This window comes from Candidatus Rhabdochlamydia porcellionis (assembly GCF_015356815.2).
Classification (GTDB): Bacteria; Chlamydiota; Chlamydiia; order Chlamydiales; family Rhabdochlamydiaceae; genus Rhabdochlamydia; species Rhabdochlamydia porcellionis.
In genome coordinates, this window is the sequence record NZ_CP075585.1 from 1,467,476 (window position 1) to 1,492,183 (window position 24,708).

Annotated in this window: 27 protein-coding genes; 12 read left to right on the plus strand and 15 right to left on the minus strand. The window is 34.9% G+C overall.

Annotated features, from left to right (window positions below; all coding sequences use genetic code 11):
* Window positions 1-168 precede the first annotated feature (168 nt).
* Genes RHAB15C_RS06945 through RHAB15C_RS06955 form a run of 3 tightly spaced genes read left to right on the plus strand, consistent with a single transcriptional unit; the run spans window position 169 to window position 1,542 of the window.
* Window positions 169-621 (plus strand): hypothetical protein, encoded by a 453-nt coding sequence (locus RHAB15C_RS06945; protein WP_194845811.1) that lies wholly within the window; start codon window positions 169-171, stop codon window positions 619-621.
* A gap of 8 nt (window positions 622-629) precedes the next feature.
* The gene (locus RHAB15C_RS06950; protein WP_194845812.1) at window positions 630-1,094 is read left to right on the plus strand and encodes a hypothetical protein; all 465 of its coding nucleotides are present in this window, start codon (window positions 630-632) and stop codon (window positions 1,092-1,094) included.
* A 10-nt stretch (window positions 1,095-1,104) separates the two neighbouring features.
* Window positions 1,105-1,542: a hypothetical protein gene (locus RHAB15C_RS06955; protein ID WP_194845813.1), complete on the plus strand. Its 438-nt coding sequence runs from the start codon at window positions 1,105-1,107 to the stop codon at window positions 1,540-1,542.
* 25 nt (window positions 1,543-1,567) lie between these two features.
* Here the strand turns inward: RHAB15C_RS06955 and RHAB15C_RS06960 are convergent, their stop codons facing one another.
* Window positions 1,568-3,676: a YjbH domain-containing protein gene (locus RHAB15C_RS06960; RefSeq protein WP_194845814.1), complete on the minus strand. Its 2,109-nt coding sequence runs from the start codon at window positions 3,674-3,676 to the stop codon at window positions 1,568-1,570.
* A gap of 615 nt (window positions 3,677-4,291) precedes the next feature.
* Between RHAB15C_RS06960 and RHAB15C_RS06965 the strand changes: the two genes are divergently transcribed.
* The 3 genes from RHAB15C_RS06965 (at window position 4,292) to RHAB15C_RS06975 (ending at window position 7,578) form a co-directional block, all read left to right on the plus strand.
* Window positions 4,292-6,439 carry a GreA/GreB family elongation factor gene (locus RHAB15C_RS06965; protein ID WP_194845815.1) on the plus strand — a complete coding sequence of 716 codons (2,148 nt, stop codon included), beginning with the start codon at window positions 4,292-4,294 and terminating at the stop codon, window positions 6,437-6,439.
* Between the two features lie 72 nt (window positions 6,440-6,511).
* Complete coding sequence (gene rdgB, locus RHAB15C_RS06970) at window positions 6,512-7,105, plus strand: RdgB/HAM1 family non-canonical purine NTP pyrophosphatase (RefSeq protein WP_194845816.1); 594 nt, start codon at window positions 6,512-6,514, stop codon at window positions 7,103-7,105.
* On the plus strand, window positions 7,105-7,578 hold the full coding sequence (locus tag RHAB15C_RS06975) for an NYN domain-containing protein (RefSeq protein ID WP_194845817.1): 474 nt from the start codon (window positions 7,105-7,107) through the stop codon (window positions 7,576-7,578). Before rdgB ends, RHAB15C_RS06975 begins: the two co-directional genes overlap by 1 nt.
* 43 nt (window positions 7,579-7,621) lie before the next feature.
* Here the strand turns inward: RHAB15C_RS06975 and RHAB15C_RS06980 are convergent, their stop codons facing one another.
* From RHAB15C_RS06980 to RHAB15C_RS07000, 5 genes are all read right to left on the minus strand, one after another.
* A complete protein-coding gene (locus RHAB15C_RS06980) occupies window positions 7,622-8,218 on the minus strand; it encodes a hypothetical protein (protein ID WP_194845818.1) in 597 nt (198 codons plus the stop codon).
* A gap of 168 nt (window positions 8,219-8,386) precedes the next feature.
* Window positions 8,387-8,971: a hypothetical protein gene (locus RHAB15C_RS06985; protein WP_194845819.1), complete on the minus strand. Its 585-nt coding sequence runs from the start codon at window positions 8,969-8,971 to the stop codon at window positions 8,387-8,389.
* A 152-nt stretch (window positions 8,972-9,123) separates the two neighbouring features.
* Window positions 9,124-9,567 (minus strand): hypothetical protein, encoded by a 444-nt coding sequence (locus RHAB15C_RS06990; protein WP_194845820.1) that lies wholly within the window; start codon window positions 9,565-9,567, stop codon window positions 9,124-9,126.
* A gap of 100 nt (window positions 9,568-9,667) precedes the next feature.
* Complete coding sequence (dusB, locus tag RHAB15C_RS06995) at window positions 9,668-10,669, minus strand: tRNA dihydrouridine synthase DusB (protein ID WP_194845821.1); 1,002 nt, start codon at window positions 10,667-10,669, stop codon at window positions 9,668-9,670.
* Complete coding sequence (locus RHAB15C_RS07000) at window positions 10,669-10,929, minus strand: YggT family protein (RefSeq protein ID WP_194845822.1); 261 nt, start codon at window positions 10,927-10,929, stop codon at window positions 10,669-10,671. The genes dusB and RHAB15C_RS07000 overlap by 1 nt, the downstream gene beginning before the upstream one ends.
* A 91-nt stretch (window positions 10,930-11,020) precedes the next feature.
* Here RHAB15C_RS07000 and RHAB15C_RS07005 point away from each other — a divergent pair, with 91 nt between their 5' ends.
* Genes RHAB15C_RS07005 through RHAB15C_RS07020 form a run of 4 tightly spaced genes read left to right on the plus strand, consistent with a single transcriptional unit; the run spans window position 11,021 to window position 14,880 of the window.
* A complete protein-coding gene (locus RHAB15C_RS07005) occupies window positions 11,021-12,424 on the plus strand; it encodes a hypothetical protein (protein ID WP_194845823.1) in 1,404 nt (467 codons plus the stop codon).
* 20 nt (window positions 12,425-12,444) lie between these two features.
* Window positions 12,445-13,059, plus strand: coding sequence for a hypothetical protein (locus RHAB15C_RS07010; protein ID WP_220716044.1), 615 nt, complete (start codon window positions 12,445-12,447; stop codon window positions 13,057-13,059).
* Window positions 13,056-14,345, plus strand: a complete 1,290-nt coding sequence (locus RHAB15C_RS07015) for a toxin-antitoxin system YwqK family antitoxin (protein ID WP_194845825.1) — start codon at window positions 13,056-13,058, stop codon at window positions 14,343-14,345. Before RHAB15C_RS07010 ends, RHAB15C_RS07015 begins: the two co-directional genes overlap by 4 nt.
* On the plus strand, window positions 14,299-14,880 hold the full coding sequence (locus tag RHAB15C_RS07020; protein ID WP_220716045.1) for a 5-formyltetrahydrofolate cyclo-ligase: 582 nt from the start codon (window positions 14,299-14,301) through the stop codon (window positions 14,878-14,880). The genes RHAB15C_RS07015 and RHAB15C_RS07020 overlap by 47 nt, the downstream gene beginning before the upstream one ends.
* A gap of 16 nt (window positions 14,881-14,896) precedes the next feature.
* On the opposite strand, the gene RHAB15C_RS07025 is transcribed toward RHAB15C_RS07020, so the two are convergent.
* Window positions 14,897-15,313 carry a hypothetical protein gene (locus tag RHAB15C_RS07025; RefSeq protein WP_194845827.1) on the minus strand — a complete coding sequence of 139 codons (417 nt, stop codon included), beginning with the start codon at window positions 15,311-15,313 and terminating at the stop codon, window positions 14,897-14,899.
* Window positions 15,314-15,352: 39 nt separating this feature from the next.
* On the minus strand, window positions 15,353-16,909 hold the full coding sequence (locus RHAB15C_RS07030; RefSeq protein WP_194845828.1) for a peptide ABC transporter substrate-binding protein: 1,557 nt from the start codon (window positions 16,907-16,909) through the stop codon (window positions 15,353-15,355).
* 85 nt (window positions 16,910-16,994) lie between these two features.
* Here RHAB15C_RS07030 and RHAB15C_RS07035 point away from each other — a divergent pair, with 85 nt between their 5' ends.
* On the plus strand, window positions 16,995-17,795 hold the full coding sequence (locus RHAB15C_RS07035) for an NlpC/P60 family protein (protein WP_194845829.1): 801 nt from the start codon (window positions 16,995-16,997) through the stop codon (window positions 17,793-17,795).
* Here the strand turns inward: RHAB15C_RS07035 and glk are convergent.
* Window positions 17,754-18,731 carry a glucokinase gene (gene glk / locus RHAB15C_RS07040; protein WP_194845830.1) on the minus strand — a complete coding sequence of 326 codons (978 nt, stop codon included), beginning with the start codon at window positions 18,729-18,731 and terminating at the stop codon, window positions 17,754-17,756. The genes RHAB15C_RS07035 and glk overlap by 42 nt on opposite strands.
* A gap of 120 nt (window positions 18,732-18,851) precedes the next feature.
* On the opposite strand from glk, the gene recA reads away from it, so the two are divergent.
* Entirely contained in the window at window positions 18,852-19,913 is a 1,062-nt protein-coding gene (gene recA, locus RHAB15C_RS07045; protein WP_194845831.1) for a recombinase RecA, read from the plus strand.
* 397 nt (window positions 19,914-20,310) lie between these two features.
* On the opposite strand, the gene RHAB15C_RS07050 is transcribed toward recA, so the two are convergent.
* The 6 genes from RHAB15C_RS07050 to RHAB15C_RS07075 all read right to left on the minus strand — a co-directional run bounded on the left by RHAB15C_RS07050 (window position 20,311) and on the right by RHAB15C_RS07075 (window position 24,662).
* Entirely contained in the window at window positions 20,311-20,517 is a 207-nt protein-coding gene (locus RHAB15C_RS07050) for a hypothetical protein (protein ID WP_194845832.1), read from the minus strand.
* 128 nt (window positions 20,518-20,645) lie between these two features.
* A complete protein-coding gene (locus tag RHAB15C_RS07055; RefSeq protein ID WP_194845833.1) occupies window positions 20,646-21,536 on the minus strand; it encodes a polyprenyl synthetase family protein in 891 nt (296 codons plus the stop codon).
* Window positions 21,533-22,207, minus strand: coding sequence for an LbetaH domain-containing protein (locus RHAB15C_RS07060; RefSeq protein ID WP_194845834.1), 675 nt, complete (start codon window positions 22,205-22,207; stop codon window positions 21,533-21,535). Before RHAB15C_RS07060 ends, RHAB15C_RS07055 begins: the two co-directional genes overlap by 4 nt.
* A 78-nt stretch (window positions 22,208-22,285) precedes the next feature.
* Window positions 22,286-23,044: a bifunctional 2-polyprenyl-6-hydroxyphenol methylase/3-demethylubiquinol 3-O-methyltransferase UbiG gene (ubiG, locus tag RHAB15C_RS07065; protein WP_194845835.1), complete on the minus strand. Its 759-nt coding sequence runs from the start codon at window positions 23,042-23,044 to the stop codon at window positions 22,286-22,288.
* Window positions 23,026-23,532 (minus strand): hypothetical protein, encoded by a 507-nt coding sequence (locus RHAB15C_RS07070; protein WP_194845836.1) that lies wholly within the window; start codon window positions 23,530-23,532, stop codon window positions 23,026-23,028. The genes ubiG and RHAB15C_RS07070 overlap by 19 nt, the downstream gene beginning before the upstream one ends.
* A complete protein-coding gene (locus RHAB15C_RS07075; RefSeq protein WP_194845837.1) occupies window positions 23,523-24,662 on the minus strand; it encodes a 3-oxoacyl-[acyl-carrier-protein] synthase III C-terminal domain-containing protein in 1,140 nt (379 codons plus the stop codon). Before RHAB15C_RS07075 ends, RHAB15C_RS07070 begins: the two co-directional genes overlap by 10 nt.
* Window positions 24,663-24,708: the final 46 nt, after the last annotated feature.

Sequence of the window (24,708 nt, forward strand, 5' to 3'; positions counted from 1 at the left end):
CATAACTTAAAAATAGCATATTTTTTACACATACGTGGTTCTTAAAATATGAAAAAATATACTTGCTTATTTTCTCTTAAAATTTTAATTTTTATCATGTTTTTAACTGTTCTTTAAAACTTGGTTAATAAAAACTGATTTTTTAAAGAGCGAATTAATGGAGGCATCATGACAAATCCAGTTAGTTCCGATCTCGCAAACCACACTCCTATAACTAATCAAACAGAGCAAGGAACTTTTGCGGGAAAAACTTGGTTTTCTATTCTAAAAGGAGATCCTTCACTGCCCAAAGAGCAAAGAAATTTGGTAAGAACGATAAATCTATTCGGTTTATCTCTTTGCTTAATAGGATCGGTTTTACTCGGTATTACTATACCATTATCTGACGATTCTATCTCTAATTCTGAGTTAATGTATTCTAAATATAGAGACATTAGTAGTTTGAGGTTTCCTTGCTTGATTTTAGGTGCAAGCGCTTTATATTTTGCAAAACTCACTACAACTTATTTAAAAAAAACCAACGAAAACCAAACTGAAATATCTCCTAAATTAATGCATGAAATTGAAGAACAAGTAAAAAAAAGCATGCTTTCATTGCAAAAAAGTAAATCCATTCAGTAAAGGTACATATGACTCATCCATTAAACGCACAGCCTCTAGTAATAGACATGCCGCAAACTCAACAAGAAGAGAGGTTAGCGCAACAAAATAGCATTTGGAATAAAATTACCACAATGCAGACATCGCAAAAAGGATTACTGATATCTCTGGGAATATGCTCTATTTGTTCTGCTGCTGCGGCTATTGCAGAATTTTTTGAACCAGACCCTCCTCCTCCTAGCCTATTACCTTCGTTTGTAGATAGTACAGTCGTTGTAAAAAACACCCAAAAATGGGCCTTTGGGCTTGTTTCTCTAACTACTATGGCTGCTGCCACGCTTTATGCAAAATACTTCCTGCAAAAAAACCAGCAACAAACAGACCTCATCCTAACACCAGAAATAGCTTTTACTATAAAAAGCTATGTTGATAAAGAAATTAAAGCCGCAACTCCAGGACCAAGCGGTTTGCAAACAGGAATAAACCATTTTTAAAGAGGCTTATATGAGCGCAATTACATCCTACACAAGGCTACTACCGGAAATACCGTCAGAACAAGCCACAAATCAATCTTCTTGGAGAACTCGGAGTTGGAAGCTTCTTAAACCTCAACGAGAACTTTTTATGGACTTAGGTAAACTAGTAGCAGCTCAAGGAGTTGGTTTGATCATAACTGGATTACTTAGCGACATATCAAGCCAAGGTGATTTTGCCAGGAATTTAAACTTGCATTTGACGGATACCTACTATACAACTTGTCAGCAGGCCGCACAAGCATTTCTCGTTGTAGGTATATTTAATACGGTTTTGCTCTTATGTACTGGTGGTTATTTCCTAAAAATGAACCAAGAAAAATGCAATGAAAATATATCCTCAAACATGCAAGCTGCCATACAACATCAAGTAGAAGAAGAGATGCAAAAACAGTTAGGAAGAAGTTAGGATTTTCCAAAGTTTAAGGATCTTTCTAATAATTATAACGGGCACGGTACAAAGTATCATAAAGAGATGTCCCTGTTTTTGCTCTAGCTCCTACATCTCGAAGATAGGCTGACATAGAAAACCCAAGATAGTTACGAGAACTACGGGGGAAAAAAAGATCAAGTGGTAAGACAAAACAAAAACCTTTATCGTAATAGACTCTTCCATTTACTCGATCATGACCATTTGTAATGGTCATCCAAAGAGAAAAACGTAATCCGCTGGGAAAATAACGGCCCAGCTCTATACGAACTCCTTTGTCTTTAGCTAAAAATCGTCCTACACTCATTTGTAGATCTACATGTAAGGGTTTGCAGTCATAATAAACATCCAGGAAATATTGCATCCCTGTAAAAGGAATCTCGACATACCCTGTTTTTTTTAATTGTTTTACATGGTTGGTAAAGGCAATACCCTGATATCTACGTTTGTAAGTTGCAGCGCATTCCAAGCCAATTGCCCAATTGCTATTAACCGGATAAAATAAACACTCCGTTGCAATTCCTGCATAAGCGATTTCAAAATAACCAGTTGCTGTGCGAAAAAACCATCCATACCCTAAATTCCAGGTTTTCTGTAAATAAGCCTCTTCTAAAGAAAGTCGATTAGGACGCAAGTAAGATAATGTATCTGAGCGTACAATGGGTAGATATGAAGGATTTGTCTGATGTTGCGTGATTTTTTGCATACTAGATGCAATTGAATAGCCCAATTGGATTTTATAATAGAGCTGATCTTTAATATAGCCCTCTGGAGAAACAATAGCACCGATATTGTACTTAAATTTGCCATTGTTGGTACCAAAAAAGGTAAGTATGCGAGGACGTATTACCAATGTTCCAATTGGCTTATGCCTTTGAAAAATAATGGCTTCTTCATAACAATTCTTACATTCTGGAACTTCTTGTAAAGGAGAGAGTGCATTATATGCAAAATCGCTTATTTGATTGTGATACCAAAATCGCAGAAGTTCTCTATCAAAACAATAAGCTTGGCAGTTCACTCCGCCTTCTTCTACAACTAATAAAATGCTTGTAATATCAGAAGGAGTTAAAGCAGCCAAAACACATTGAATCCTCTCTCTAACTTCACACTCTTCGCGATAACGTGTATTGATAATTTTTAAACACAATTGCTTATCTCCAAAAGCATTGTATTGAAGAGTTGCTCTATATAAATCAAGACCTTGCTGCTTTAATGCATAAGCAATTTCTTGAGAAAAATCTTGCTCATTACGAATACATCCTAAAGGTTCTGTATTGATAGGCGATGCATATAAACAAGGATCTTGCGGTTTTGTTTTTTGATTTAAGCCCAAAGGAAATTGCAAACAACCAGATACAGCTACTTCTTTTCCTTTTAGACTTGCAATAGAGAATTGAAAATAATCCCCTGCTGAAAATACAAGACCTGTATTTATTTTTCTTTTTAAAGACTGTGACTTATCACTACCAGAGTCATATTCAGCAATAAGTGAGAAATTTTTCAAAAATGTTTTTTCGCTTTTTCTAAATGGGGTCCAAGATATACCTGCAAATACTCCCTGCAATCTTTTTCTACCCCATCCCAAAGAACATTCTAAATTTAAGGGAAGAAACTGCTTGCTCATCACAATATAGGGAGAATTAACGCCCCTTATTCCGATAAAATCATCTATACCTACTGCAAGAATTGGAAGATAAGTAAAATCATCTTGTTCAGTAATCAATCCCAATTTAATATTTGCTATTCTATCTGTATTTTGTTTTTTCTTGCCTTTGTAGATATGATAATTAGCTGATATTTGAATCCGGTCAAAAAATTGAAATCCGATACCGTAAATTTGAAAAGAAGAGGTAGCTATTATATTCGCTGCTAAATTACCTGTTGTATCCATACGAGCAGAAGGTGTATGAAAATAACCGCCTAATGTCGAATAATTGTAGATAAAAGGGAGTCTATCAGATGCCTCTTTACACATTTCTCCTGATAACTCTAACTCATGGAAAAGAGAATTCTCTTCAAATTTTTCTAAGCAAAAAGAATTTTGTTCTGCGAAAATCCAAGAAGCACTAACAAAAAAAATAGCACAACACATCTTAAGTGAAGAATCCACAAAGCACTCTTATATAGTATGCGTATTTTCAAAGGACGCATCAAAAATAAAGAGCTACTTAGTTTTTAACAAGACTTTAAAATGAATTAAACTATGGCAAACTACAAAAGTCACACTAGATTCAATCTTTTTCTTATGCTGCCTATTCACAAAATAAAGCTATTTTCTCTACGTGGATTTATCACATTGCCTTTTTGCGTGATTGCTCCAAAATAGTTAAACACAGAAGCATTTCCTATTCTTTTTTATTAGGATCTTTTACGTGCATTATTTGGCTTCATTTTTTCTTTTTCAGATAACCTCCTTTCTTTTTACAAGCATTTTAAAACATATTTTATCTATTTTTTAATAGGCATTTGTTTGGCCGATTGGAGCCATTTGCTTTTAGATGTAAAAAACAAGAAAAAATAAAATAATCTTTTTTTAAAAATCAATCCTTTCTATCTCAGGAATTGTTTTTAGGGTTTTAATTGAAGATAATTAGTTGAACTCATATACTCAACGGATGCAAGAAAAAGCAATCTGCACTATTAGTTAAAAAGTCAAAAATGGAGCTTATGATCCTTTTGACGACGTTTTCTTTCACATATTTTCTATAATTTATAAGGAATTCAAATGAGCTATCTTAAAGATTTCCAAACTCATATCGCTAAACACAACTATTCTGGAGTACTCAAGTTGTGGGAAGAGTATTGCGCCGGAGATGAGTTGGATATAGAAGAACTCAAAGAAATTTTAAAAAGCATCAAACACTCTGAAATGGCTGATTCTTTTGGTCTGCACATACAAGAAATTTTGCCCTTGTGGCAAATTACCCCACAAAGCCCTGGTTCTGAAGAAATATTCAAACTTATCATTGATTTACAGACAATGAATGATGATGCTTTGGCTCATATGACATTGGATTTCTTGAAAGCTAAATACCCAAATGATCCTCTTTTTAATGAAAAAATCCGCCTAGTAGGGTTACGTAATCGAGAAAAGTTCCAAGGCGCTGTTAGCAACTTTGAACTGCTCTCTCACATGAAAATTGGGAATTATGTCTTTCATACAGGAGGATGGGGTGTTGGGGAAATTGTAGATTTTTCTTTTGTTCTTGAACAGGTTAGTATTGAATTTGATTATGTTCCTGGCAGGAAAGATCTTTCCTTTATAACAGCATTCAAAGTTTTAATGCCTATTCCTGCCGATCATTTTTTAGCTTTGCGATTTGGAAATCCTGATTTGCTCGAGAAAAAAGCCAGAAAAGATCCCGTTAGTGTAATTCATATGTTATTAAAGGATTTAGGACCTAAAACAACAGCAGAAATTAAAGATGAACTATGCGATCTAATCATCCCTGCAAAAGAATGGACAAGATGGTGGCAAGCGACTAGATCCAAGTTAAAAAAAGACACCTTTATTGAAATCCCCGAAGACATTAAAAATAATTTTAAATTGAGACAAACAGAAATAAGTCATGAACAAAAGCTCAGCGACGTATTACAAAGTAAACCTAATGCGGACACTCTTATTGAAATGGTCTATGGATTTTTAAAAGACTTTCCAGAAACACTGAAGAATGAAGAGTTCAAAACAAACCTGAAAACCAAGCTCTCCGAAGCTCTTTTGCTTACTGACATCACTCCTGCTCAAAGCCTGCAAATTCATTTCTTTTTGCAGGATTTAAAAGAGGAAAAAGAATCTGAAAACATAAAAGAAATTTTTAAAAACTGTTCCTCTATTTTTAAACTAATCGATGAGATCAAAATCATTAGTTTTAAAAAACGTTGCTTAAACCACCTACAACAAAACTCTGAAGAATGGCCACAGATTTTTTTAGATTTGCTTTTTTATATCGATATTTCTCCATTAAGAGATTATATCCTTTCCGCTTTACTTACAGCTAAAGCTTCAGATGGCCTCATTCAAAAATTAGAACAACTATATATACATCCAGATAAATACCCATCTGCCTTTATTTGGTACTTTCAAAAAGTTATTAATCAAAAAGCACTCCCTCTTTGTGATAAACAGGGCCGAACAAGATTTTTTGAAGGGCTTTTAGTTTTACTTAGCAGGATTGAACATCAACCTCTACAAAGAGACCTTGTCAAAAAAATTCATAATCTCCTATCAACTGATCGTTTTGCTATAGTAAGACAGATCATGCAAGAATCTAGTATTGAAGATGTAAAAGAGTTTCTTCTTCTTGCCACAAAATGTCATTCTTTAAGCGATCACGAACAAAAAATCTTTGTTTCTCTTGCAGAAGTAGCATACCCTAAGTTGGCTAAACTTCATAAAAAAGAGGTTCAAGAAGATCTTACTATTTGGACAACTCAAGAAGGATACCAAAAATTACAACAAAGAATTCAACAAATAGCTACAGTAGAAACTGTAGAAAATGCTAAAGAAATTGAAATTGCAAGGGCTCACGGAGACTTAAGAGAAAACGCAGAATTCAAAGCCGCTTTAGAGCGCAGAGACAGGCTACAATCAGAGCTTAAAACCTTATCTGATCAAATGCATCGTGCACGTATTTTGTCTAAAGAGGATATTTCCACTCAAGAAGTAGGAGTAGGGGCTATTATTGATTGTAAAAATACTCATGGAGAAAAAATAAGCTATACAATTCTAGGCCCTTGGGATGCAGATCCAGAAAAAAATATTCTTTCCTTTCAATCCAAGCTAGCCTTGACCATTAATGGTTTATCTGTAGGAGAGTCTTTTCAATTTCAAGAAGAAACTTTTACTATAGAAGCAATCCACAGCTATCTTTAAAATTTTGAAAAGGAACTTTGCATCCAATGTCTCTGATTTGTTATATCTTTATTAAAACAAGAGAATAGCTTTATGCGTTTGATTATTGCCAGTAAAAATGTACATAAAATCAGAGAGTTTCGTGCTATGCTTAAATTATTTCCTAAACTGGACCTATTAAGCTTAATCGATTTTCCTTCTTATATCCCTCAAGAAGAAGTAGGAATAAGTTTTATAGAAAATTCCACTACTAAAGCTATACACGCTGCTGCTCAATTGAATGCATGGGTAATTGCTGATGATTCAGGACTTGTTATTCCTGCTTTAAATGGAGAACCCGGTGTTTTTTCTCGCCGTTATGCAGGAAATAATGCAACGGATAAGCAAAATAGGCAAAAGCTACTTAACTCTATGCAGCATTTACAAGATCCCTTGCGCCAAGCCTATTTTGAATGTGTGATCTCTCTAGCTTCTCCTGAAGGTTTAAAAAAAACCGCTACAGGAAAAGTAGAGGGAGTTATCTTAGAAAAAGAAAAAGGCAGTTTAGGCTTTGGTTATGATTCTATTTTCTTAAAACACGAATATGGAAAAACTTTTGCTCAATTAGAAGAAGCTACTAAAAACAAAATCTCCCACCGTAGAAAAGCATTAGATAAACTTTTTCCTATATTAGAATCTCTTATTTAATGCGTTACTTTGTAGATGGCTATAACCTGCTTTTTTATTTAACAAAAAAACACAATCCTCTGCGTCAATACCGTTATGAACTCATATCCTATTTCGCAACCTCTATCTCTTCTTTTTTAGATATTGTCTTAGTCTTTGATGGTAGTGATCCACATGAAAAACACTCTACGAAACATCATATAGGCCCAATAGAGATCATCTATACCCCGTTAAACATGACAGCTGATTTCTATATCTTCGAAGAAATTCAATTACATAAAAATCCAGCACATACAACAGTTGTATCCAATGACCAAGAGCTAATTATTCGTTGCAGAGCATTAGGAGCAAAAACCCTTTCCTTAACAGATTTTCTCTCTTATGTTACTAAAAAAAATGAGAAGCAAAAAAAATCCACAGAAACTCCAATTCAAGAAACCCCACAAGAAATTTCTCGTTTGCTAAAAATTTTTGAAAATAAATTGAAAGAATAAATAAAATGAGCTGCCTTAAGTTTTAAGGCAGCTCATAAGAGATTTAGAAACCAATTCCGTAGCTAAAAATAACTTCAGGAATGTAGGAGGTTTTGTAAGATGTAGGATAAGAAATGCTATAGGAGCTCTTATGATGAGTCCAAGTTTTCTTAACGATCTTATCAAGAGCAAAAATAGGGAAACCTATTTGCATTTGGAAGAAACGTTGACAATTTGTTTCATTTCTATATTGCTTACCAAATACGAACTCTGGATAAACAGCTACATGAGAGTTATTCACAAAATCTGTTTTCTCGTGTACACCTTTAATGCCCATGCCTAAACCAGCATAAAATTCAGATTTTAGATTTGGTTTGAAAAAGTAATTGTATAAAACGCTTGCACGAGCTGTTGTTTGCGTCCAAGTTTTAGCAATGGACCCAGACAAATCAAATCCATGATGATCTTTTTGAGCTCTATAACCAATTCCAAAAGAAGGAACTAGCTCAGGTAGAGGACCTACTCCCACATTAAGATATCCAAATGAGTTTTCAATGCAGCAACAGCTAGTTTGTTTCTTTTCCTGAGTCTCCGGGTTAGCGCATAAAAAGCTAGCAGGTAACATAAAACAAGCTGTAACAATTTTCAATATCTTATTCATATACACATTCTCCGTTGTTAATAATGAAATACAAAAGACATTCTATGAACACAGAACATTTTTTTCTTCTTAAAAGAAAATTTATATAACAAAAATAAAATCCTTATCTTATCTTTAACATAATAAAATCAAGAATGTCTCTGCTTGAAAACAGTCTTAAAAAGACGTTTAGAAACCAATTCCATAGGTAAAAGTAAATAAAGGAGCACATTCCAAATCAGTTTTCACTGTTTGGTAATCGTGATAAGATCTGATCTTTTTAGATCTAGTATAAAGACCTGGTAAGCTAACTTGTAGCTGTATAAAGCGTTGATTGCCTTGCTTATTGTTATATTGTTTACCCAATGCAATCTCTGGAGAAAACCCTACGATGGATCCGATTCTTTTTATATCGATATAATTAACCCCAACTCCTAATCCTACGTAAGCCTGAGAACTTAAATGAGGAAAGAAAAAGAAGTTGTATAAAATATTAGCCTTTCTTCTTTGAACACGAGCTTTTCTAGCTTCAAAGCAAGATGTATAATCAATGGTTTTACATACAATCGATGCCGATAGATCTAAACCATGCTGATTTTTTTGCAGTCTATATCCGACTCCAAAAAAGGGAGAAGAAAAAATAGACTCCATACCAACATTCACATATCCGAATGAATTCTCAATAGATTTTGCGACTTCTATTTCTTGTGTATCAGCAAACAAAGAACCAAAGGCCAGCATAAAAGCAGGAACAATTTTTAATATTTTTTTCATATAATCTTTCTCGTTTCTTATTAATAATAATGGATAACGACCATTCTATTAACGAGAACCTTTTTTTTCTTCTTGAAAGAAAATTTATATGATAACAATAAATATTAAATGAAATCTTTAAGATAAGAGAGCAATGGAATTAGAAAGGTATTTTAAAAACCAATTCCATATCTAAGAACAAATACGATAGCATTCTCTTCCTTGAAGAGAATAGGAATTTTTAAGAAGCCCACTTGCATTTCTAAAAAACTGCTTATATATTGCTTCCCTAATGCAAACTTTGGGCATAATTCTACAAAGGGTCTACGTTGTATCTCAGCAGAACGCCTAAAAAAGAAAGCTGTCATTGCCTCTTCTTTATTCATATGGTAATCAATGTCTAGTCCCATCCCTATATAAAATAGCTTTACATAAGGTATAGATAACTTTAAGCCACGATAATCCTTTTGCTTATATCCAGAAAAAGAATTCTCTAATTCAGAGATGCTTTCAATAGACTGTGTGACTTCCAAATCTTGTATCTCTTGTGTGTTAGCAAATAAAAAGCTAAAGGCTAACGCAAGATAAGCATAAGCAATTTTTAAGAATTTTTTCATATAGCCTTTTTGTTATTTAAACAAATAGAAACGGCTTTATTTTATCAGAAATATTTTTTTTCAAAAGTTGTATGAAGATAAAAAAAATATAAAAACCATTTTAACAAGAAGAGATAACTACCTCTTCCCAAGCATAATCTGCGATCAGCTTGCGAATTTCTAATGTTGACTCTGCTCTATTAATCGCTTCACGTAATTTAGAAGCGCCTTGCATGCTTTTTAAGAACCAACATCCAACCCTTCTTAAATCTTGAACCGCTTTTCTCTCTTCTTGATAAGAGATAATATGCTCTAGATGTTCTAAAAAGATATCACGTCTCTCGTAAGAAGTTCGTGTAGGTATTTTTTTTGTGGTTAGATATTCATAGATATCTTCTACAATCCAAGGGTGACCCATTGTACCACGAGCAATTAAAATGGCATCGCATCCTGTGTATAAAAAAAGCTTTTCTGCATCAATAGCTGAAAAGACATCACCATTACCAATTACTTTGATTGTTTGCGCGACCTGTTTGCATTCACGAATCCAATCCCAATTCGCAGGCCCTCTATATGCTTGTGCTCTAGTTCTTCCATGAACACAAATCGCTTTTGCTCCTGCTAACTCAGCAATCTTTACAATTTCTACTGCATTAATTTGAGAACTATCCCAACCAGCACGGATTTTAACAGTAACAGGGATTTGTACTGCAGATACCATATTTGCTAAGATGTCACCGATTAATTGAGGTGTTTTTAACATTCCTGAGCCGCTACCATCTTTTGTCACTTTATCAACAGGACATCCGCAGTTTAAATCAATACTATCAAACCCTAAGTCTTGGATAATACGCGCACATTCTGCTGCAAGCTCTGGCTTGCTTCCACATAATTGAGCACCGATGGGATGCATGGTAGGTTCAAAATCTAAAAAGCGACAGGTTTTAGGGTTTTGGCGCACCAAAGCATCCATTTTGACCATTTCGCAAAAAATCAAACCAGGTCTGTATTTAGCGAGCATTCGACGAAAAGGAAGATCTGAGCAACCGGCTAGAGGAGCGCAAAAGATATTAGAAGGCAGGACAAGAGAGCCTAAAGAAAAAGATTTCTGCAACAAGGACATTAGATAAAAAGCCGCAGAAAGAAGTTTTCAAGAAATTGTAGAACAAAAAAGGCAATAATTGGACTTAAATCTAAACGTCCTCCAATAGGGGGAATCAGGTTTCTAAATACATTTAAATAAGGGTCTGTATAGAATCGTAAAAAATGCATAAACCTCGTATGGGAAAAAGAAGGAAACCAAGAACCCAATATACGCAAGGTTAACATGATCGTATAGACAAAGAAAATCCAATGAATAATATTAGCTAGCAAAATAGACATGGCACTAATATTATCTAACTTTTATGAATCTTTTCAAGATCAACTTTTTATTAGATCATATAAAAAAAATTCTATAATTTGAGGTCTATTCTTGGTTACAGTAGGAATTGCACTAAATCAAGAGAAATTACATATTGCGATTTTAATTAAGAAAAAATCAAAAATCACCATTCAAAAATTATATATAGTAAAAACCGATTCTGTAAAACAGCTTTACAAGGATTTGTCTATTTATAATAATAATTATATTATATCTACTTTTTTAGAAACACAAGATGTCATCTTAAGGCGTCTAGTTCTTCCGCTAACAGAAAAAAGAAAGATTCTAGCAACACTACCTTTCCAAATTGAGTCTTTAATAATGACTCCAAATGATTCTGTAGTTTCTGTATGTATTGATCGAATTTCTAAAAAAAGCTCTTCGGTTGGCGTTTTTATAACCTCTCAGAATCTCTTCTTTAAACGCATACAATTCCTAGAAAATAAAGGTCTTCATACTCATTTTGTCAGCTGCAGTAGTTCTAGTTTATTTCGTTTTATCACCTGGGCTTTTCCTAAACAAAAAACGGGAATTGTTATTCATATTGGATCTCAAGAAATGCTTTGCTTATTTTATCAAGAAAATCGTCTTGAATCTGCTAAAGCGTTTTCATTAGATCCTGCATGCTTTAGAAAAAATTTAGAAAAATACCAATTGTTCTTAATTCAAAAGGGATGGGATACCAATTGTCCTTACGTGTATATTGAAGAAACGCCTTCCCTTATCGATCTCAAAAATATAGTAAGAGAAATCTTTGTTGGTGAACAACTGACTTTAGAAAACCTAAATTATCACCCATATGCTCTTGCTATAGGGTCTGCATTGGATGCCCTTGCTGAAGACGGTAATCAAGTGAATTTTAGTCAAAAAATGTTTATGACAAAAAAAACTAAACAATATTTATTAAAAAAAACATTTTACTATTTAGGAGCCTGTGTAGTTCTGAATCTAACTAGTTTAATAGGAATACAAACATATCTACACCAAAAACAAACAAAACTTCTTGCGCATGTCTCTTCTATTTTACCTAAAGAGTTACAAAAAACCTCTTTTAAATCGATTAAAGATTGGCAAAAGCATCTTCTTTCCTGGAAAAATAAGCTCAGCACACAAAAGCTTCCCTTCTCCCTTCTTCCCACAGTTCCTAAAGTAAGCGATGTTTTAGCATGGATAAGCGCTCACCCAGCATTTATCAACGAAGCAAAGGCAAAAAACGGAATAGAGATTTTATCTATTCATTACCAAATGCTCAAGTATCCAACCGTTGATCAAAAAAACATTCCTTATGAAGCACAGGTAGAAATTGAATTTTCTGCATCAGCCCCAAAACTTGCGCGTGAATTTCATGAAATGCTACTTAAAGAAAACCAAATGATTCATACAAAAAACCCTGTACAATGGCATGCGCAAGGAAATAAATATCGCGCTATTTTTACCCTAAAACCTTTGAACTAACTATTTTTATGCGCTTATTTTTGCATCGTTTGATAATTACAAGATATAAATGGATATTGCTACTACTATTAGCACCAATGCCCTGCTGTTTAATCATTATTCATGGTTATTATCGCCTATACCAGTTAGAAGAGCTGGCAAATACTACTCAAGTCATCCATAAAAAAATTCTATATAATGAGCAAATACAAAAAAAAGAGGAAAAAATTCTTTCTCAATTAAAAATGAGTGACTCTCAATACTTGGATAAATATGTAGAATCTCTCTGTTTTCTACAACCAGAGCAGAAAAAACTACATACTCTTTTATTGGAAAACAGGTTAGACTCTATCTCCTCTCAACGGTTAAATTGGATTTCTCAAGAAAATCAGCTAACCTTTTTCGAAGAAAAAATCAGAAAACACTCTTTGTTTCGTGAGGTAGAAGAGAGACAACAAAAAACCATTCAAGCAAATGAAGAAGACTTAAAACAACTACTTTGTTTTATTGAACAGGTACACATCTGGCCCTATGGACCAAAACCTGGGGTTCCTTTTTTATTCATTACAGACTTTCATCTGACTAAAAAATCTATTACCCCTCAACAAAAAGTTTTCTGTATCGATATGAAATTGGTTAAACGAGAACCTTTATGACAAAAAAAATACTTTTTATAATAGCTCTTATCATCTGCTCTGGCTGCAGCTCCTCTTTTCAATCTGACTCTCCTCCAATTGTAAGTTTACAACTCATCGATAGAAATGGTTTTGCAGAAACTATTAGTAATCAAGATCGTTTATCGAATTATCAAAACATAGATTTTTTGCAGCCTCAACCCTATCAAAAAGTGCTTAGGGTTTATAAGCGCACCAATCTTGGCCAAAGCTCTTCCATAGTGACTAGTTATCACGATAATGGCCAACTCTGGCATCATTTAGAAGTTGTCGATGGTAGAGCTCACGGTCTATATCAAGAATACTATTCCAATGGCCAGCTCAAAATAGATGCTTTTGTCATTGAGGGTGTAGCAGATATTCATAATTTAGCTCAAGCAAGCTGGATCTTTGATAAAAAGAGCACAGTAAGAAATGAACAAGGGCAAATCATTGCTGAAATTTTCTATGATAAAGGGCTTCTACACACGTCCAGTATCTACTATTACCCCGAAGGGCCAATCAAAAAAATCATTCCTTACCAGCAAGGATTCATTGAAGGTTCTTTGGAAGAATTTGATTTCGATGGCAACATTTTGCAAAAGCTAGCTTACCACAAAGGAGAAAAAGAAGGACTCTCTGTAGGTTATTGGAACAAAGAGCAATTACAATTCAGCGAGCTCTATCAAAAAAATCATTTAATAGAGGCTACTTATTTTGATCCAAGTGGGAAAAAAATAGCAGAAATCTACAATGGATCTGGTCAAAAAGCAGAATTTATAGAAGGAAGATTGCATCAATTAATCACTTTTTCTGAAGGGATCGCGGAAGGAGAAGTAAAAATATTTAACCCTAATCAAAGCCTACACGCTATTTATTCTATCAAAGACAAAAAAAAACAAGGCGAAGAGAAAATCTACTACAACGGTTCTTTAGAAAACCCTCAAATCAAACTCTGCCTTTATTGGGATGATGATATGATTCAAGGCATGGTTAAAACCTGGTACCCTAGTGGTAAATCAGAGAGTCAAAGAGAATTCAATCAAAATAAAAAACATGGAACTAGCGTAGCTTGGTATGAAAGTGGCGACGTGATGTTAATCGAAGAGTATGATCGGGATTTATTAATTACCGCTAGTTATTTCAAACCCAAAGAAGACACACCAGTCTCTCAAATAGAGCAAGGAAAAGGAACTGCTACCTTGTATACTTCTAATGGTATATTCTTAAAAAAAATCAGCTATGAAAAAGGAAAGCCAAAAGTTGACGAAGAACCACTCTTACGCTAAGCAGTTAATTAGAGAAGAACTCATCAAGATACGTAAAGGTCTTTGTGAGACTAGAAAAAAACAAGCTGCACACAATGCTTATTTGCAACTTAGCAAAAAATTAAAACCCTACAAAAACATACTCTCGTTCTACAGCATTAAAAGTGAAATTAATATAGATTTATTGAATCAAGACCTATTCAAAGAACATAAACTTTTACTACCTAAAATAGAAGGTACAAGTCTTAGCGTTCATAAAATTACCAAATTTGAATTCATCCCTTCTACTTTTGGTATACTAGAGCCTAATCCAAAATTTTCTACTCCTGTTGCCCTAGAAAAGATCGATTGCATTTTAGTACCCGCATTAGGTTTTGATCGCCTATGTCACCGCATAGGCTATGGCAGAGGTCACTACGATCAACTTCTAGAAAACCTGCAAAAGAATCACTTCAAACCTTACACAATAGGCATTGGTTTTCAAGAACAGCTCTGCATCAAACCTTTACCTATTGAAGAGCATGATATCGCTCTAAATGAATTATTACTGTTTTAAATAGAAAAAACAAAATCTATGGTTTTTGAGGAGGTTGCATTTCCTGATACTCTTCTTGAGGAGTATGGTCTTTTTTTCTAGCTCTACATGTACGCGGGCCTAAACAACTAAGAGCTTCCACGGCCCCTCCTGTAGCTACTGTATCACATATAGAAAACTGCTCTCCACTTAAACAATACCAAACTACTGCATAAGGTGTTTGCGAACGACTCTCTTGTATCGGAACTCTACTTTGATAGGGGCCATATGTATTATACCAAGTGGTTGAGTTTTGTGAACGGATGAGCATCTCTCCTAAAAAAGAACCATCAGCTCCCCGTACTACAGCTCGCAAATCATAAACACTATTATTAAATAAACGTATGGATTCAGCTTGTGTATATGAGGCAATGAAAAGAAAGCATGTTGAAAAAAATGTTATTATAGTTTTCATAGTTGACCTTAAAAAATTTACTTAGAAATAGGTAAAAATTTATTTTCTGTCAACTCTAGCCCATTTAAAATCTATCCCTCCGGTAGAAGATAGCGCTACTTGGCGAACATTTCGATTTAAATAGAGCATACGATAATAATAAATCGGAATCATGGGCATATTATCCATTAAAACCTGCTCTGCTTGTTTCAAAAGAAGCATTCTTTGCTTGCTATTTACTGTTTTATTAGCAGAGTTGAGTAGCTGTATATAATGAGCGTCCTCCCAACCTGTATTATTGGACCCGCCTTTTTTGTATTTAAACACTTCTAAGAAGTTCATTGGATCTTCAAAATCTGCAATCCAAGATCCTGTTGCTAATTGGTAGTCTCCTTTGGAAATACGGTCAAAATAGATTTTTGCCTCTACAGCTTCTAACTCTACAAGCACCCCAAGAGATTGCATCCACTGTTGTTGCAATCCTTGCGCTAACACATGATTTTTTTCATCAGCTCGATAAAGAAGAGTGATCTTAGGAAGATCTTGTTGTAAAAGCTCTTTGGCGCTTTTTAAGTCTGCATCCAAAAAATAGGGGTTATCTTGCAACCCTAACCCAGTAGGAACTAAGCCTGTTGCAATCATTTGATTTCCTTGAGTGATATGAGATACAATATCTTCTCTATTAACCGCCAAAGCAAAACAGCGTCGAATAGATCGATTATTAAAGGGGGGGCTTTGCGTTTGTATTCTTACCAAATATGTTCCTAAAAACTCTTTATCCATAAAATAAGCAGATTTTTTTAAAGAACCCAAAGCCTCAACAGGAAGAGTGGATAAAGGAGATCCAGCCCAATCAATTTCCCCTGTTTCAAATAGGCGTAGCTCTGTTTCTTCAGAAAGCATATAAGCTAAAATTTCAGATAAAGAAACAGAAGAACGATCCCAATATAGAGGATTTTTATGCAGCCGAATCAAATTACGTTGTTCCCAATTAGTTAGAATAAAAGGACCATTAGAAACATACCCAGAATCCTGCCAACCCCAGTTGGGATTTTCTGCATCTAGTTTGCGGTGTACAGGGAAAAAAAGCGGAAAAGATAACAGCTCTAAAAAATAAGGAGCCGGATGTTCTAATTCGATTTCTAATTCATAATCCGATAATACACGAACTCCCAGTTCCGAACTAGGCACTTTTCCTTCTTTGACAGCTTGTGCGTTCTTAACCAAATACATTTGATAAGCGATATCTGAGGGAAATGCAGGGTCTAGCACTTTATGCCAAGCATAGGCAAAATCATGCGCTGTTAATGGGTCTTTGTTCGACCAATAGCTTTTAATTAAAGTAAATTGATAACGCGTTCCTCCTTCCAATACTTGCATGTCTTTTGCTAAAGCAAACTCTACTTTGCCTTGTGGGTTTTTACGAGTAAGCCCCTCAAACAAATGTCTTAATAAGGTAATATCTTTAAGAGAGCGCGCGCGCCTTGGATCTAAACTTTGAGGATCATCTCCTATGTTAATGCGCAACACCTGTGATTGGGCTTCTTTTTTCTCTTTTGAAAAAGAAAAGCAACCAGTCAAAAGCGCAATAATGCATGTTAAAAAAATTTTAATCATGATATTTTCCTATCATTTTATTAAAGAGACCTTTGTATTTGTACTATAAGATAACTAGATCTAATAACGCGAGGCTTAAAAAATCATGTCTTTAATAATCAGTGAACCCGTTCCTGTATTTAATACCGCTGAGTTTCCTAGATATTTTAAAGGAAAAGGTGAATGTATACCCTTAGATAATCAAGGATTAATGAGATGCTTAGAAACAATCCTTTTGCCAGGAATGTCACTCGATCCACGAGAAATTATACTTAAAAATATTTTAAAAATAAAGACCCCTAACTACTCCGGTAAAGAATTGTATATTCATGGAAAGTTTTTACCTAATTCTTCTTCAAAAAAACAACCCGGTTTATCTAATGTCGATGAAATTTGCGAAACATTAAAAGATTTAATTGGAACTCCTTATTTGTGGGGAGGAAATTGGCCAAAAGGCATTATTAAAATACTCAAACTCTACCCTCCCACTGTAAAACTGTCTAGCCTTGACCCAAAAATACAAAACATCTGGCAACTCAAAGGGGTAGATTGCTCGGGCCTTCTCTATTATGCTACTGACGGATATACCCCTCGCAATACAGTTGATTTAGTGAAGTATAAAAAAGGCCTTAAAATTGAAAATTTAAAAAAAGAAAAGATCATTTCCTTATTAAAACCTCTTGATCTAATCACATGGAAAGGACACGTAATTATTGTCATCGACAAAAAAACTTGTATCGAAAGTACACCTGAAAAAGGAGTTCATTTTCGTAGTCTCTCTGAGAGAATAGAAGAAGTTCTAAAAACAAGGAAGCCTATAAATAAAAATCCCTCTGATGACTCTTTTGTCATTCGTCGTTGGCATTCAGAGAACTTTTGTTCTAGCATAATGCGCGGCACCAAATAAAGCTGTTGTATCCTCTAATATAAGATAGATAGGAATCTCTTGCATAAGGGAAGAAAATCTTCCTTTAGCTGTAAAAGCAGCCATAAAACCACCATGTTTAAAAAACGGCAATAACCTTGGTGCCAATCCACCACCTAAATAAACGCCTCCTCTAGCTAGATATTTAAGCGCTAAATTTCCAGCTTCTGCTCCATATATGGAAACAAAGATCTCTACGGCGTGTATACAAGCTGTGGATAAACCTTCTAACGCCTTCTCTATCACCAGTCTTTGTGGTTCTAGTTTAGTGGAGATCTCTTCAATTTCTGGATCGCTTTGTTCTTTATGCGTGTCAACTAGAAACCGATATATTTGATACAGACCAAATCCCGATAAAACTCTTTCATAAGAGACATGTTTATATTGTTTATATAAATAAGAAAAAAGTTCTAGTTGCTCTTCATTACAAGGGGCAAAATCGGTATGACCACCTTCTGTTGCAATTGGATGATGTATTTTTGTATTCCAAAATAGACCCGCTTCTCCTAAACCTGTCCCTGCAGAAACCAATACCCGATTACCTATTGTTTGTTTTCCTTCGTTTAATGTTACATATTTGCTAGGGGAAAGAAGCTGTAGACCCCATCCGCTAGCTTCTAGATCGTTGAGTAAAAACACATGAGGGATTTTACATTGATGCTGCAGATCTTCTGCAGAAAGGGTCCAGGGTAGATTTGTTGCTCGACAAACCCCATCTTGCACAGGTCCAGCTATTCCAAATCCAGCTCGAGAAATAGAAATATGAGGAAATGGAGCTAGAAAATGATGCAATAAAGAAGAAAAATCGGAAAAATCACGACTATGAAAGGTTTTTTCTTCTATATATTGTAACTGCAACTCTTCTTCAAAAAGAGCTAAGCTAACCTTTGTTCCTCCTATATCACCAGCCAATAACATAAATTATCCTTTGTTTTTTATAATTAATTCTCGAATTAGACACCATTTGCAAAATCGATTATCCTTGACGCAAAGGATCAATCAGATTCAATCTTAAAATCAGATAACAAAAGGAACTTTATGGCTCAACAAAATGATACAGGAAAAAGAAAAGCTTTAGAACTAGCAATGACACAAATTGAAAAACAATTTGGTGAAGGATCTATCATGACTTTAGGTAAACATTCTTCTTTAAAAGGAGAGATGGGAGTAATTAAAACAGGTGCAATAACTCTTGATCTCGCATTGGGAATTGGGGGAGTTCCTCGAGGAAGAATTGTAGAGATATTCGGTCATGAGTCTTCTGGAAAGTCTACGCTTGCCACCCATATTGTAGCCAATGCGCAAAAAAGCGGAGGCCTTGCTGCCTATATAGATGCAGAACACGCACTAGATCCAAGTTATGCTGCTAAAATTGGTGTTAAACTTGATGAATTATTGATCTCTCAACCCGATTCGGGAGAAGAAGCACTAAATATTGCGGAGATGCTAGCGCGCTCTAACGCAATAGACGTCATAGTTATTGACTCTGTTGCAGCTTTAGTTCCTAAAAGCGAGCTTGAAGGAGAAATCGGCGATTCTTTTATGGGATTGCAAGCAAGAATGATGTCTCAGGCTCTTAGAAAATTAACAGCTACTCTTTCCAAAAGCAACACTTGCGCTATTTTCATCAATCAAATACGCGAAAAAATTGGAATTATGTTTGGTAATCCAGAAACCACAACAGGTGGAAAAGCTTTAAAATTTTACGCCTCTGTTCGATTAGACATTCGTCGCTGTGGTAGCATTAAGGGTCCAGATAACACAGAAGTTGGCAACCGTGTTAAGGTAAAAGTTGTGAAAAATAAAGTATCCCCTCCTTTTCAAGTCGCTGAGTTTGATATTTTATTTAATGAAGGGATTTCTCGCATTGGCACTTTAATTGATTTAGGTGTTGATCTAGATATTGTTGAGAAAAAAGGCACTTGGTTTAGTTTTCAAAACCATCGTTTAGGACAAGGAAGAGAATCTGCTAGAGAAGAATTGAAGAAAAATCCCCATCTAGTAGAAGAAATAGAGAGATTAATCCTAGCTAAAATTAAAGAAGATAAAGACCCGATTATCTCTCTTGTTAAAGAAGAGAAAAAAGAAATATTAGTCTAACAAAACAAGCCACCTGCTATTGCCGGTGGTTTGTTTTTTCACAAAAACATCTTTTTAAAGATTAAAATTGTCTTTATTACAAGATAAGTATAAAGTAGCATTTGCTTATACTTTTGGCTGTCTTTTCATAAAGAGATTCTGGCTCGTATTTTTGCATTCCACTACCATTTTCTCTTTTGAAAAGAAAGCAATAGTCTTTTTCTAATTTTTCACTTTCTACATTTGTATTTGGTAAAATATTAGCTATCTAAACATCTATTAATCTTAAGGGCTCTGCAAACAAGTTTTTATATGGTAATATTTTCCAAATTTTATGGGATCTGAATCTTCAGCGTTCTTTTTCACGGTTTCTGAAAAAAGATAAAATATTTTTTGCACTTGTTGAACATAAGTTACATTAAAAGAAAAAAAAGGCTCCTCTATTTAAAACAACTACGGTTATAGCAGATTCTCTTGCAGGAATACGCACACCATCATATGTATTTCCACTGCATTGCACATCAATTGACCAATCTTTTATAGTTTTAAAATTTTTCTTTCTTTGAGGGATTTCTTGTAAATCGAGCATGTTGTTTAATTGCAAATAATTTGTTGAAAAAACCACCGTTTAAATCCTTATTTTTAAGTAAATAACTTAGAAAGTGTATTGATCAAAACTATGATAATCAACACCAAACATTTTTTACAAACATAATAAATAAAACAATAAATAGTCTAGGTAAAGAGGAAAAATTATTTCTCAAATCTTGCGTAGTGAAAAAGCATATCGATAATCCTTTCAAAAGAAGGAGTAAAAAGACCCAGCTTCTTTAAGTACTCACAGCATCTAAATAACTCATTTTGGAAATACTCTAACGCTTTTTCAGGGCCTAGCATATGAACTATGCTGAGTTTAAGATTTTCTTGTTCATCTTGTTTGATATCATGAAGATCGTCTGCTATTTGAAAGGCAAAACCAAAGTGATGAGCTAGTTTTTTAACCAATTTAAGCTGCTTCATATCCCCTCCTCCAAAAAGCCAACCGAAAGCAAAAGAGATTTCAAAAAGGGCTCCTGTTTTTTGAGAGATAATTCTTTGTGCGGTTTCTAAAGAGTTGTCTGGGGGGAAAAGATCAAAAAACTGCCCCCCTGTAGCACCTAAAATCCCAGAGCATTGGGTAGCAATGGAAAGGGCTAACGTGCAAATAACATCACTCAATGCAGAAAAAGGAGGAAAAGATTTTTTAATAACCTCCGCATTTTTATGAATCTTGCCAAACCCAGCTGTCATCAAAGAATAACTTGCTAAAAGAGCCGTTGATTCTCCATAGATCTTATGAGTAGAGGGCTTATCACGCCTTTGGTCATCGTCATCCATACAGGGAAGATCATCGACAATTAAAGAGGCTGTGTGAAAAAACTCCACGGCCAGAGCTGCGTCAGAAACGTCTAGATGGTTGTTTAGAGCTTCTGCAACTAAGATAACGATCAAAGGGCGAAAACGTTTGCCTCCGCTCATTAAAGCGTATTCGCAAGCATCGCGCAATTTAGTTTTTTCTCCAAAATCAAAAAGACTTTGGATAATTTTTTCATCCACTTTTTCTAAATGCGAGGAAAAAGAAGAGGGGCTATTTAAGGTTGTCATAGAGATTCTACCATCATATGTGAAGAGGATTTTACAAGGCTTTTTTGTGAAATATATCTCCGAAGGGTCATATTTGGATAACAGATCACATCTTTTCCGATACAGGTGCCGGGATTAATTACAGTGTTGCATCCAATTTGAGAATTATCTCCTATACATGCACCTAGTTTTTTCAGTCGCGTTTTTATTTTTTTCTGTCCCCAATGAGCAGAAACACATTGATGATCTAGTCGATAATTCGCGCACTTTACGCCTGCACCAAGATTGACATTATTACCTAAAACAGAGTCTCCCACATAATTAAAATGAGGAGCTACTGCTTCATTAAAAAAAATAGAATGCTTTATTTCAGTACCATGACCAATTATACACCGGTCTGCAATTAGCGCATCCCCTCGAATATAAGCTCCTTGGCGGATTTGACAATCTTGGCCAATGATACAAGGTCCTTGAATATAGGCACCTGGCTCAATGGTTGTTCCTGGGCCAATAGAGATCTTATCAGGATCTATAAGCAGCACACCAGGAGCAATATGTATCTCAATTTTTCCTAAACCTTGCCTTAAGAGATAGGCGCGCAGTCTCTCTAATGCTTCCCAAGGATATTCCAGGCCGCTAAATAAATCCTTATGCTTATAGGCATCTAAACAAAATAATGAAAGACTTTCCATATTATCCTTAAGATCTTGAATCTTTCATTTTAAAGGATAATGGAGTTAATGTGCAGAGACATTTTTTTCATCTCTTTATTAAATTTTTTCATAACAGATATGGGAGCGAACTTTTTGTGCAACTCCACAGTAGCCTGTTTTAAGAGAAGAAGAAAAACAGAAGGAAAAATCAGAAGAAATTTTTTTAGTCAATAAAAGGCGAAAAAAACTCTTAGTCAAAATTTTAGGGCGAAATCCTTTGAAATTTTCTATATTAAAACCATTTGAATGGCACATTTTCTGCAACTCCTTTGGTTTAATAAATAAGGAATAAACATGCATGTTTTTTGGAGCATTTCGAACAAACCAATTTACTCCTTTAATCACAATAACGTAACTAGCAAGAGTCCGATTAAAGGTATGAAAAAAGAAATACCCTCCAGTGCGAAGCACTCGAGAAGCTTCTTGAATCAACTTTTCTGGATATTCTAGATGTTCCAAAATATCTGTTGCGCACACAACATCAAACTTTGTTTTTTCAAAAGGAAGATGATAGGCGTTAGCTTTGATATATTCCACTGAATTTGTTTGATCGTGTAAACGCGCTACTTCTAAACTTGTTTCCGAAAGGTCTATTCCTGTTACCGTATGTCCTTTTTCAGCAAGAAAATTTGCAAGAAAACCTGCACCGCAGCCAATATCTAAAATATTCTGGCCAGAAGCTATTTGAGAAGCTACCCAATCCTTTCGAAGTGCATTTTCAGCTCTCAGAAGAGCAACAGGATGGTCGTTTTCTAAATACCAACGCTCTTGCAATTCATTATAAAAAGAATTGTTAATCACTCTTTTTCTGCGCATTTTTCTTTCCAAACTAAGTTCCAAAAGACTACTTGATAGATCAAGAAAAGAGTAAGTATGATCACTTGAAACAACAAAAACTTACGTAAGATTTTTGGTTCGTTTAACCACTGCTGCACCCAGAGGGCAACAGGCTTTTCCTGACTGATCGGCCAAATAAATCCAGCTAGTCCTAAAGTAATTGGATGAAGAGTAAATAGCAATGCGTGCAACCAATTTTCTCTTGCACAACAATGATGCTTATGCACAAACTCATCTTTAGTTACTAAAACACAGGAAATAGCAGTAAGTGGCAAATAAATTTTTAATGTTGAAAAAGAAAAAGGAACAAAAAGAGCAAAGGAAAAGCAAATTAAAACGCTTAGCGTATCAATCGGATGCCCAATTCTCTCCCAACGAGGTAGCTTTCTTCTTATATGAAAATATCCCTCATCAAAAATTATAGCAATAGCTTGTAAAATAAAAGGGATAACAGCTATTAACCACATGGCAACCTCTTTTCCATTATAGACCCACAAATCGTAAGACCCGGGCCAAAAGCCAGACTTACAATAAGAGATCCGGTTACAACTTTAGGATCTTCTAAAATTTCCTTCCACACGTGTGGGAGAGTAGCTGAAGACATATTGCCAAATTGTTGCAAGATGAATTTACTATGGGCTACTTGAGCAAAGCTTAAACCTAACACGGCTTGAATAGATTGGACAATCTTAGGCCCGCCCGGATGGATAGCAAAAAGTGCATTTTGCAAGATGTATTCGATAGTAAATCCTGATTTTTGACTCATGCGAACTAAGTAAGGATAAATGGATTGAGCAATTAAAGCAGGTATTTCTTGAGATAAAGAAAGAGCAAATCCCCAGTTTTCTATTTTCCAATGCATAGAGTCAAAAGAGTTAGAAACCAGTTCTTCATGAAGAGTATAAAGTTGAAAATGCTCAGAAGAACAACTTGCTTGAGCTCGATACTTTATAAATCCATCTGCAAATAACGATTGAGAAACCAATTGGTTTAACCCATGCAGAGAAGGATTCGTATGTAAAGAGCAAAGTTCTGTATGAACGACATCGACACAACCTTCTACCTGCAGAGATCCTTGTGCTAACCTTAAAGCAGGAATAGATGCAGAACAACCCATATGATAAACATGCGAAACAAGAGTTTTCTCTCCCCATCCTCTTTGAGAAACCATTTTTTGTCCACCACTAGGAGAGACATATCCAGTACAAGTTACATGAATTAAATGATCTGGAGAAGCAGCTGATTTGGGATAAAATTGTTCGAATGCATCTTCTACCTGATCAGAAAAGATTTTAGAACGGGTTGTTAAATCAACCCCAAAAGAAGACTCTTCTAGGCGATATACTTTCATCTTTTCCCACTCTGTGTGCAGAAAATCGCTTAAAATATGCCCTCTTTTTGAAATTCGATTCGGTTTACAGGCAACATGATCTAGTTTTTGTCTAAGGCTAAGGGTAAAAGGCTTAATTTGCTCTGCTTTTTTCCCTTGAGAGTAAGCCTCTGATTGCGTATGCGCTTGAATGAGCCAATTTAATGTTTCTTCTTGGGAGCTTTCGTAAGTAGGACGAATGATTTCAAATTGGCTTAAAGTTAACATAATCCCAAAGTGTTAAAAAAACATTTATAGTATGTGGTTGCGTTAA

Excerpts from the sequence above, each read along its gene's own strand:
- RHAB15C_RS06945 (WP_194845811.1), top strand. The coding sequence starts at position 169 with ATGACAAATCCAGTTAGTTCCGATCTCGCAAACCACACTCCTATAACT.
- RHAB15C_RS06950 (WP_194845812.1), top strand. The coding sequence starts at position 630 with ATGACTCATCCATTAAACGCACAGCCTCTAGTAATAGACATGCCGCAA.
- RHAB15C_RS06955 (WP_194845813.1), top strand. The coding sequence starts at position 1,105 with ATGAGCGCAATTACATCCTACACAAGGCTACTACCGGAAATACCGTCA.
- RHAB15C_RS06965 (WP_194845815.1), top strand. The coding sequence starts at position 4,292 with ATGAGCTATCTTAAAGATTTCCAAACTCATATCGCTAAACACAACTAT.
- rdgB (WP_194845816.1), top strand. The coding sequence starts at position 6,512 with ATGCGTTTGATTATTGCCAGTAAAAATGTACATAAAATCAGAGAGTTT.
- RHAB15C_RS06975 (WP_194845817.1), top strand. The coding sequence starts at position 7,105 with ATGCGTTACTTTGTAGATGGCTATAACCTGCTTTTTTATTTAACAAAA.
- RHAB15C_RS06980 (WP_194845818.1), bottom strand. The coding sequence starts at position 8,218 with ATGAATAAGATATTGAAAATTGTTACAGCTTGTTTTATGTTACCTGCT.
- RHAB15C_RS06985 (WP_194845819.1), bottom strand. The coding sequence starts at position 8,971 with ATGAAAAAAATATTAAAAATTGTTCCTGCTTTTATGCTGGCCTTTGGT.
- RHAB15C_RS06990 (WP_194845820.1), bottom strand. The coding sequence starts at position 9,567 with ATGAAAAAATTCTTAAAAATTGCTTATGCTTATCTTGCGTTAGCCTTT.
- dusB (WP_194845821.1), bottom strand. The coding sequence starts at position 10,669 with ATGTCCTTGTTGCAGAAATCTTTTTCTTTAGGCTCTCTTGTCCTGCCT.
- RHAB15C_RS07000 (WP_194845822.1), bottom strand. The coding sequence starts at position 10,929 with ATGTCTATTTTGCTAGCTAATATTATTCATTGGATTTTCTTTGTCTAT.
- RHAB15C_RS07015 (WP_194845825.1), top strand. The coding sequence starts at position 13,056 with ATGACAAAAAAAATACTTTTTATAATAGCTCTTATCATCTGCTCTGGC.
- RHAB15C_RS07020 (WP_220716045.1), top strand. The coding sequence starts at position 14,299 with ATGAAAAAGGAAAGCCAAAAGTTGACGAAGAACCACTCTTACGCTAAG.
- RHAB15C_RS07025 (WP_194845827.1), bottom strand. The coding sequence starts at position 15,313 with ATGAAAACTATAATAACATTTTTTTCAACATGCTTTCTTTTCATTGCC.
- RHAB15C_RS07030 (WP_194845828.1), bottom strand. The coding sequence starts at position 16,909 with ATGATTAAAATTTTTTTAACATGCATTATTGCGCTTTTGACTGGTTGC.
- RHAB15C_RS07035 (WP_194845829.1), top strand. The coding sequence starts at position 16,995 with ATGTCTTTAATAATCAGTGAACCCGTTCCTGTATTTAATACCGCTGAG.
- glk (WP_194845830.1), bottom strand. The coding sequence starts at position 18,731 with ATGTTATTGGCTGGTGATATAGGAGGAACAAAGGTTAGCTTAGCTCTT.
- recA (WP_194845831.1), top strand. The coding sequence starts at position 18,852 with ATGGCTCAACAAAATGATACAGGAAAAAGAAAAGCTTTAGAACTAGCA.
- RHAB15C_RS07055 (WP_194845833.1), bottom strand. The coding sequence starts at position 21,536 with ATGACAACCTTAAATAGCCCCTCTTCTTTTTCCTCGCATTTAGAAAAA.
- RHAB15C_RS07060 (WP_194845834.1), bottom strand. The coding sequence starts at position 22,207 with ATGGAAAGTCTTTCATTATTTTGTTTAGATGCCTATAAGCATAAGGAT.
- ubiG (WP_194845835.1), bottom strand. The coding sequence starts at position 23,044 with ATGCGCAGAAAAAGAGTGATTAACAATTCTTTTTATAATGAATTGCAA.
- RHAB15C_RS07070 (WP_194845836.1), bottom strand. The coding sequence starts at position 23,532 with ATGTGGTTAATAGCTGTTATCCCTTTTATTTTACAAGCTATTGCTATA.
- RHAB15C_RS07075 (WP_194845837.1), bottom strand. The coding sequence starts at position 24,662 with ATGTTAACTTTAAGCCAATTTGAAATCATTCGTCCTACTTACGAAAGC.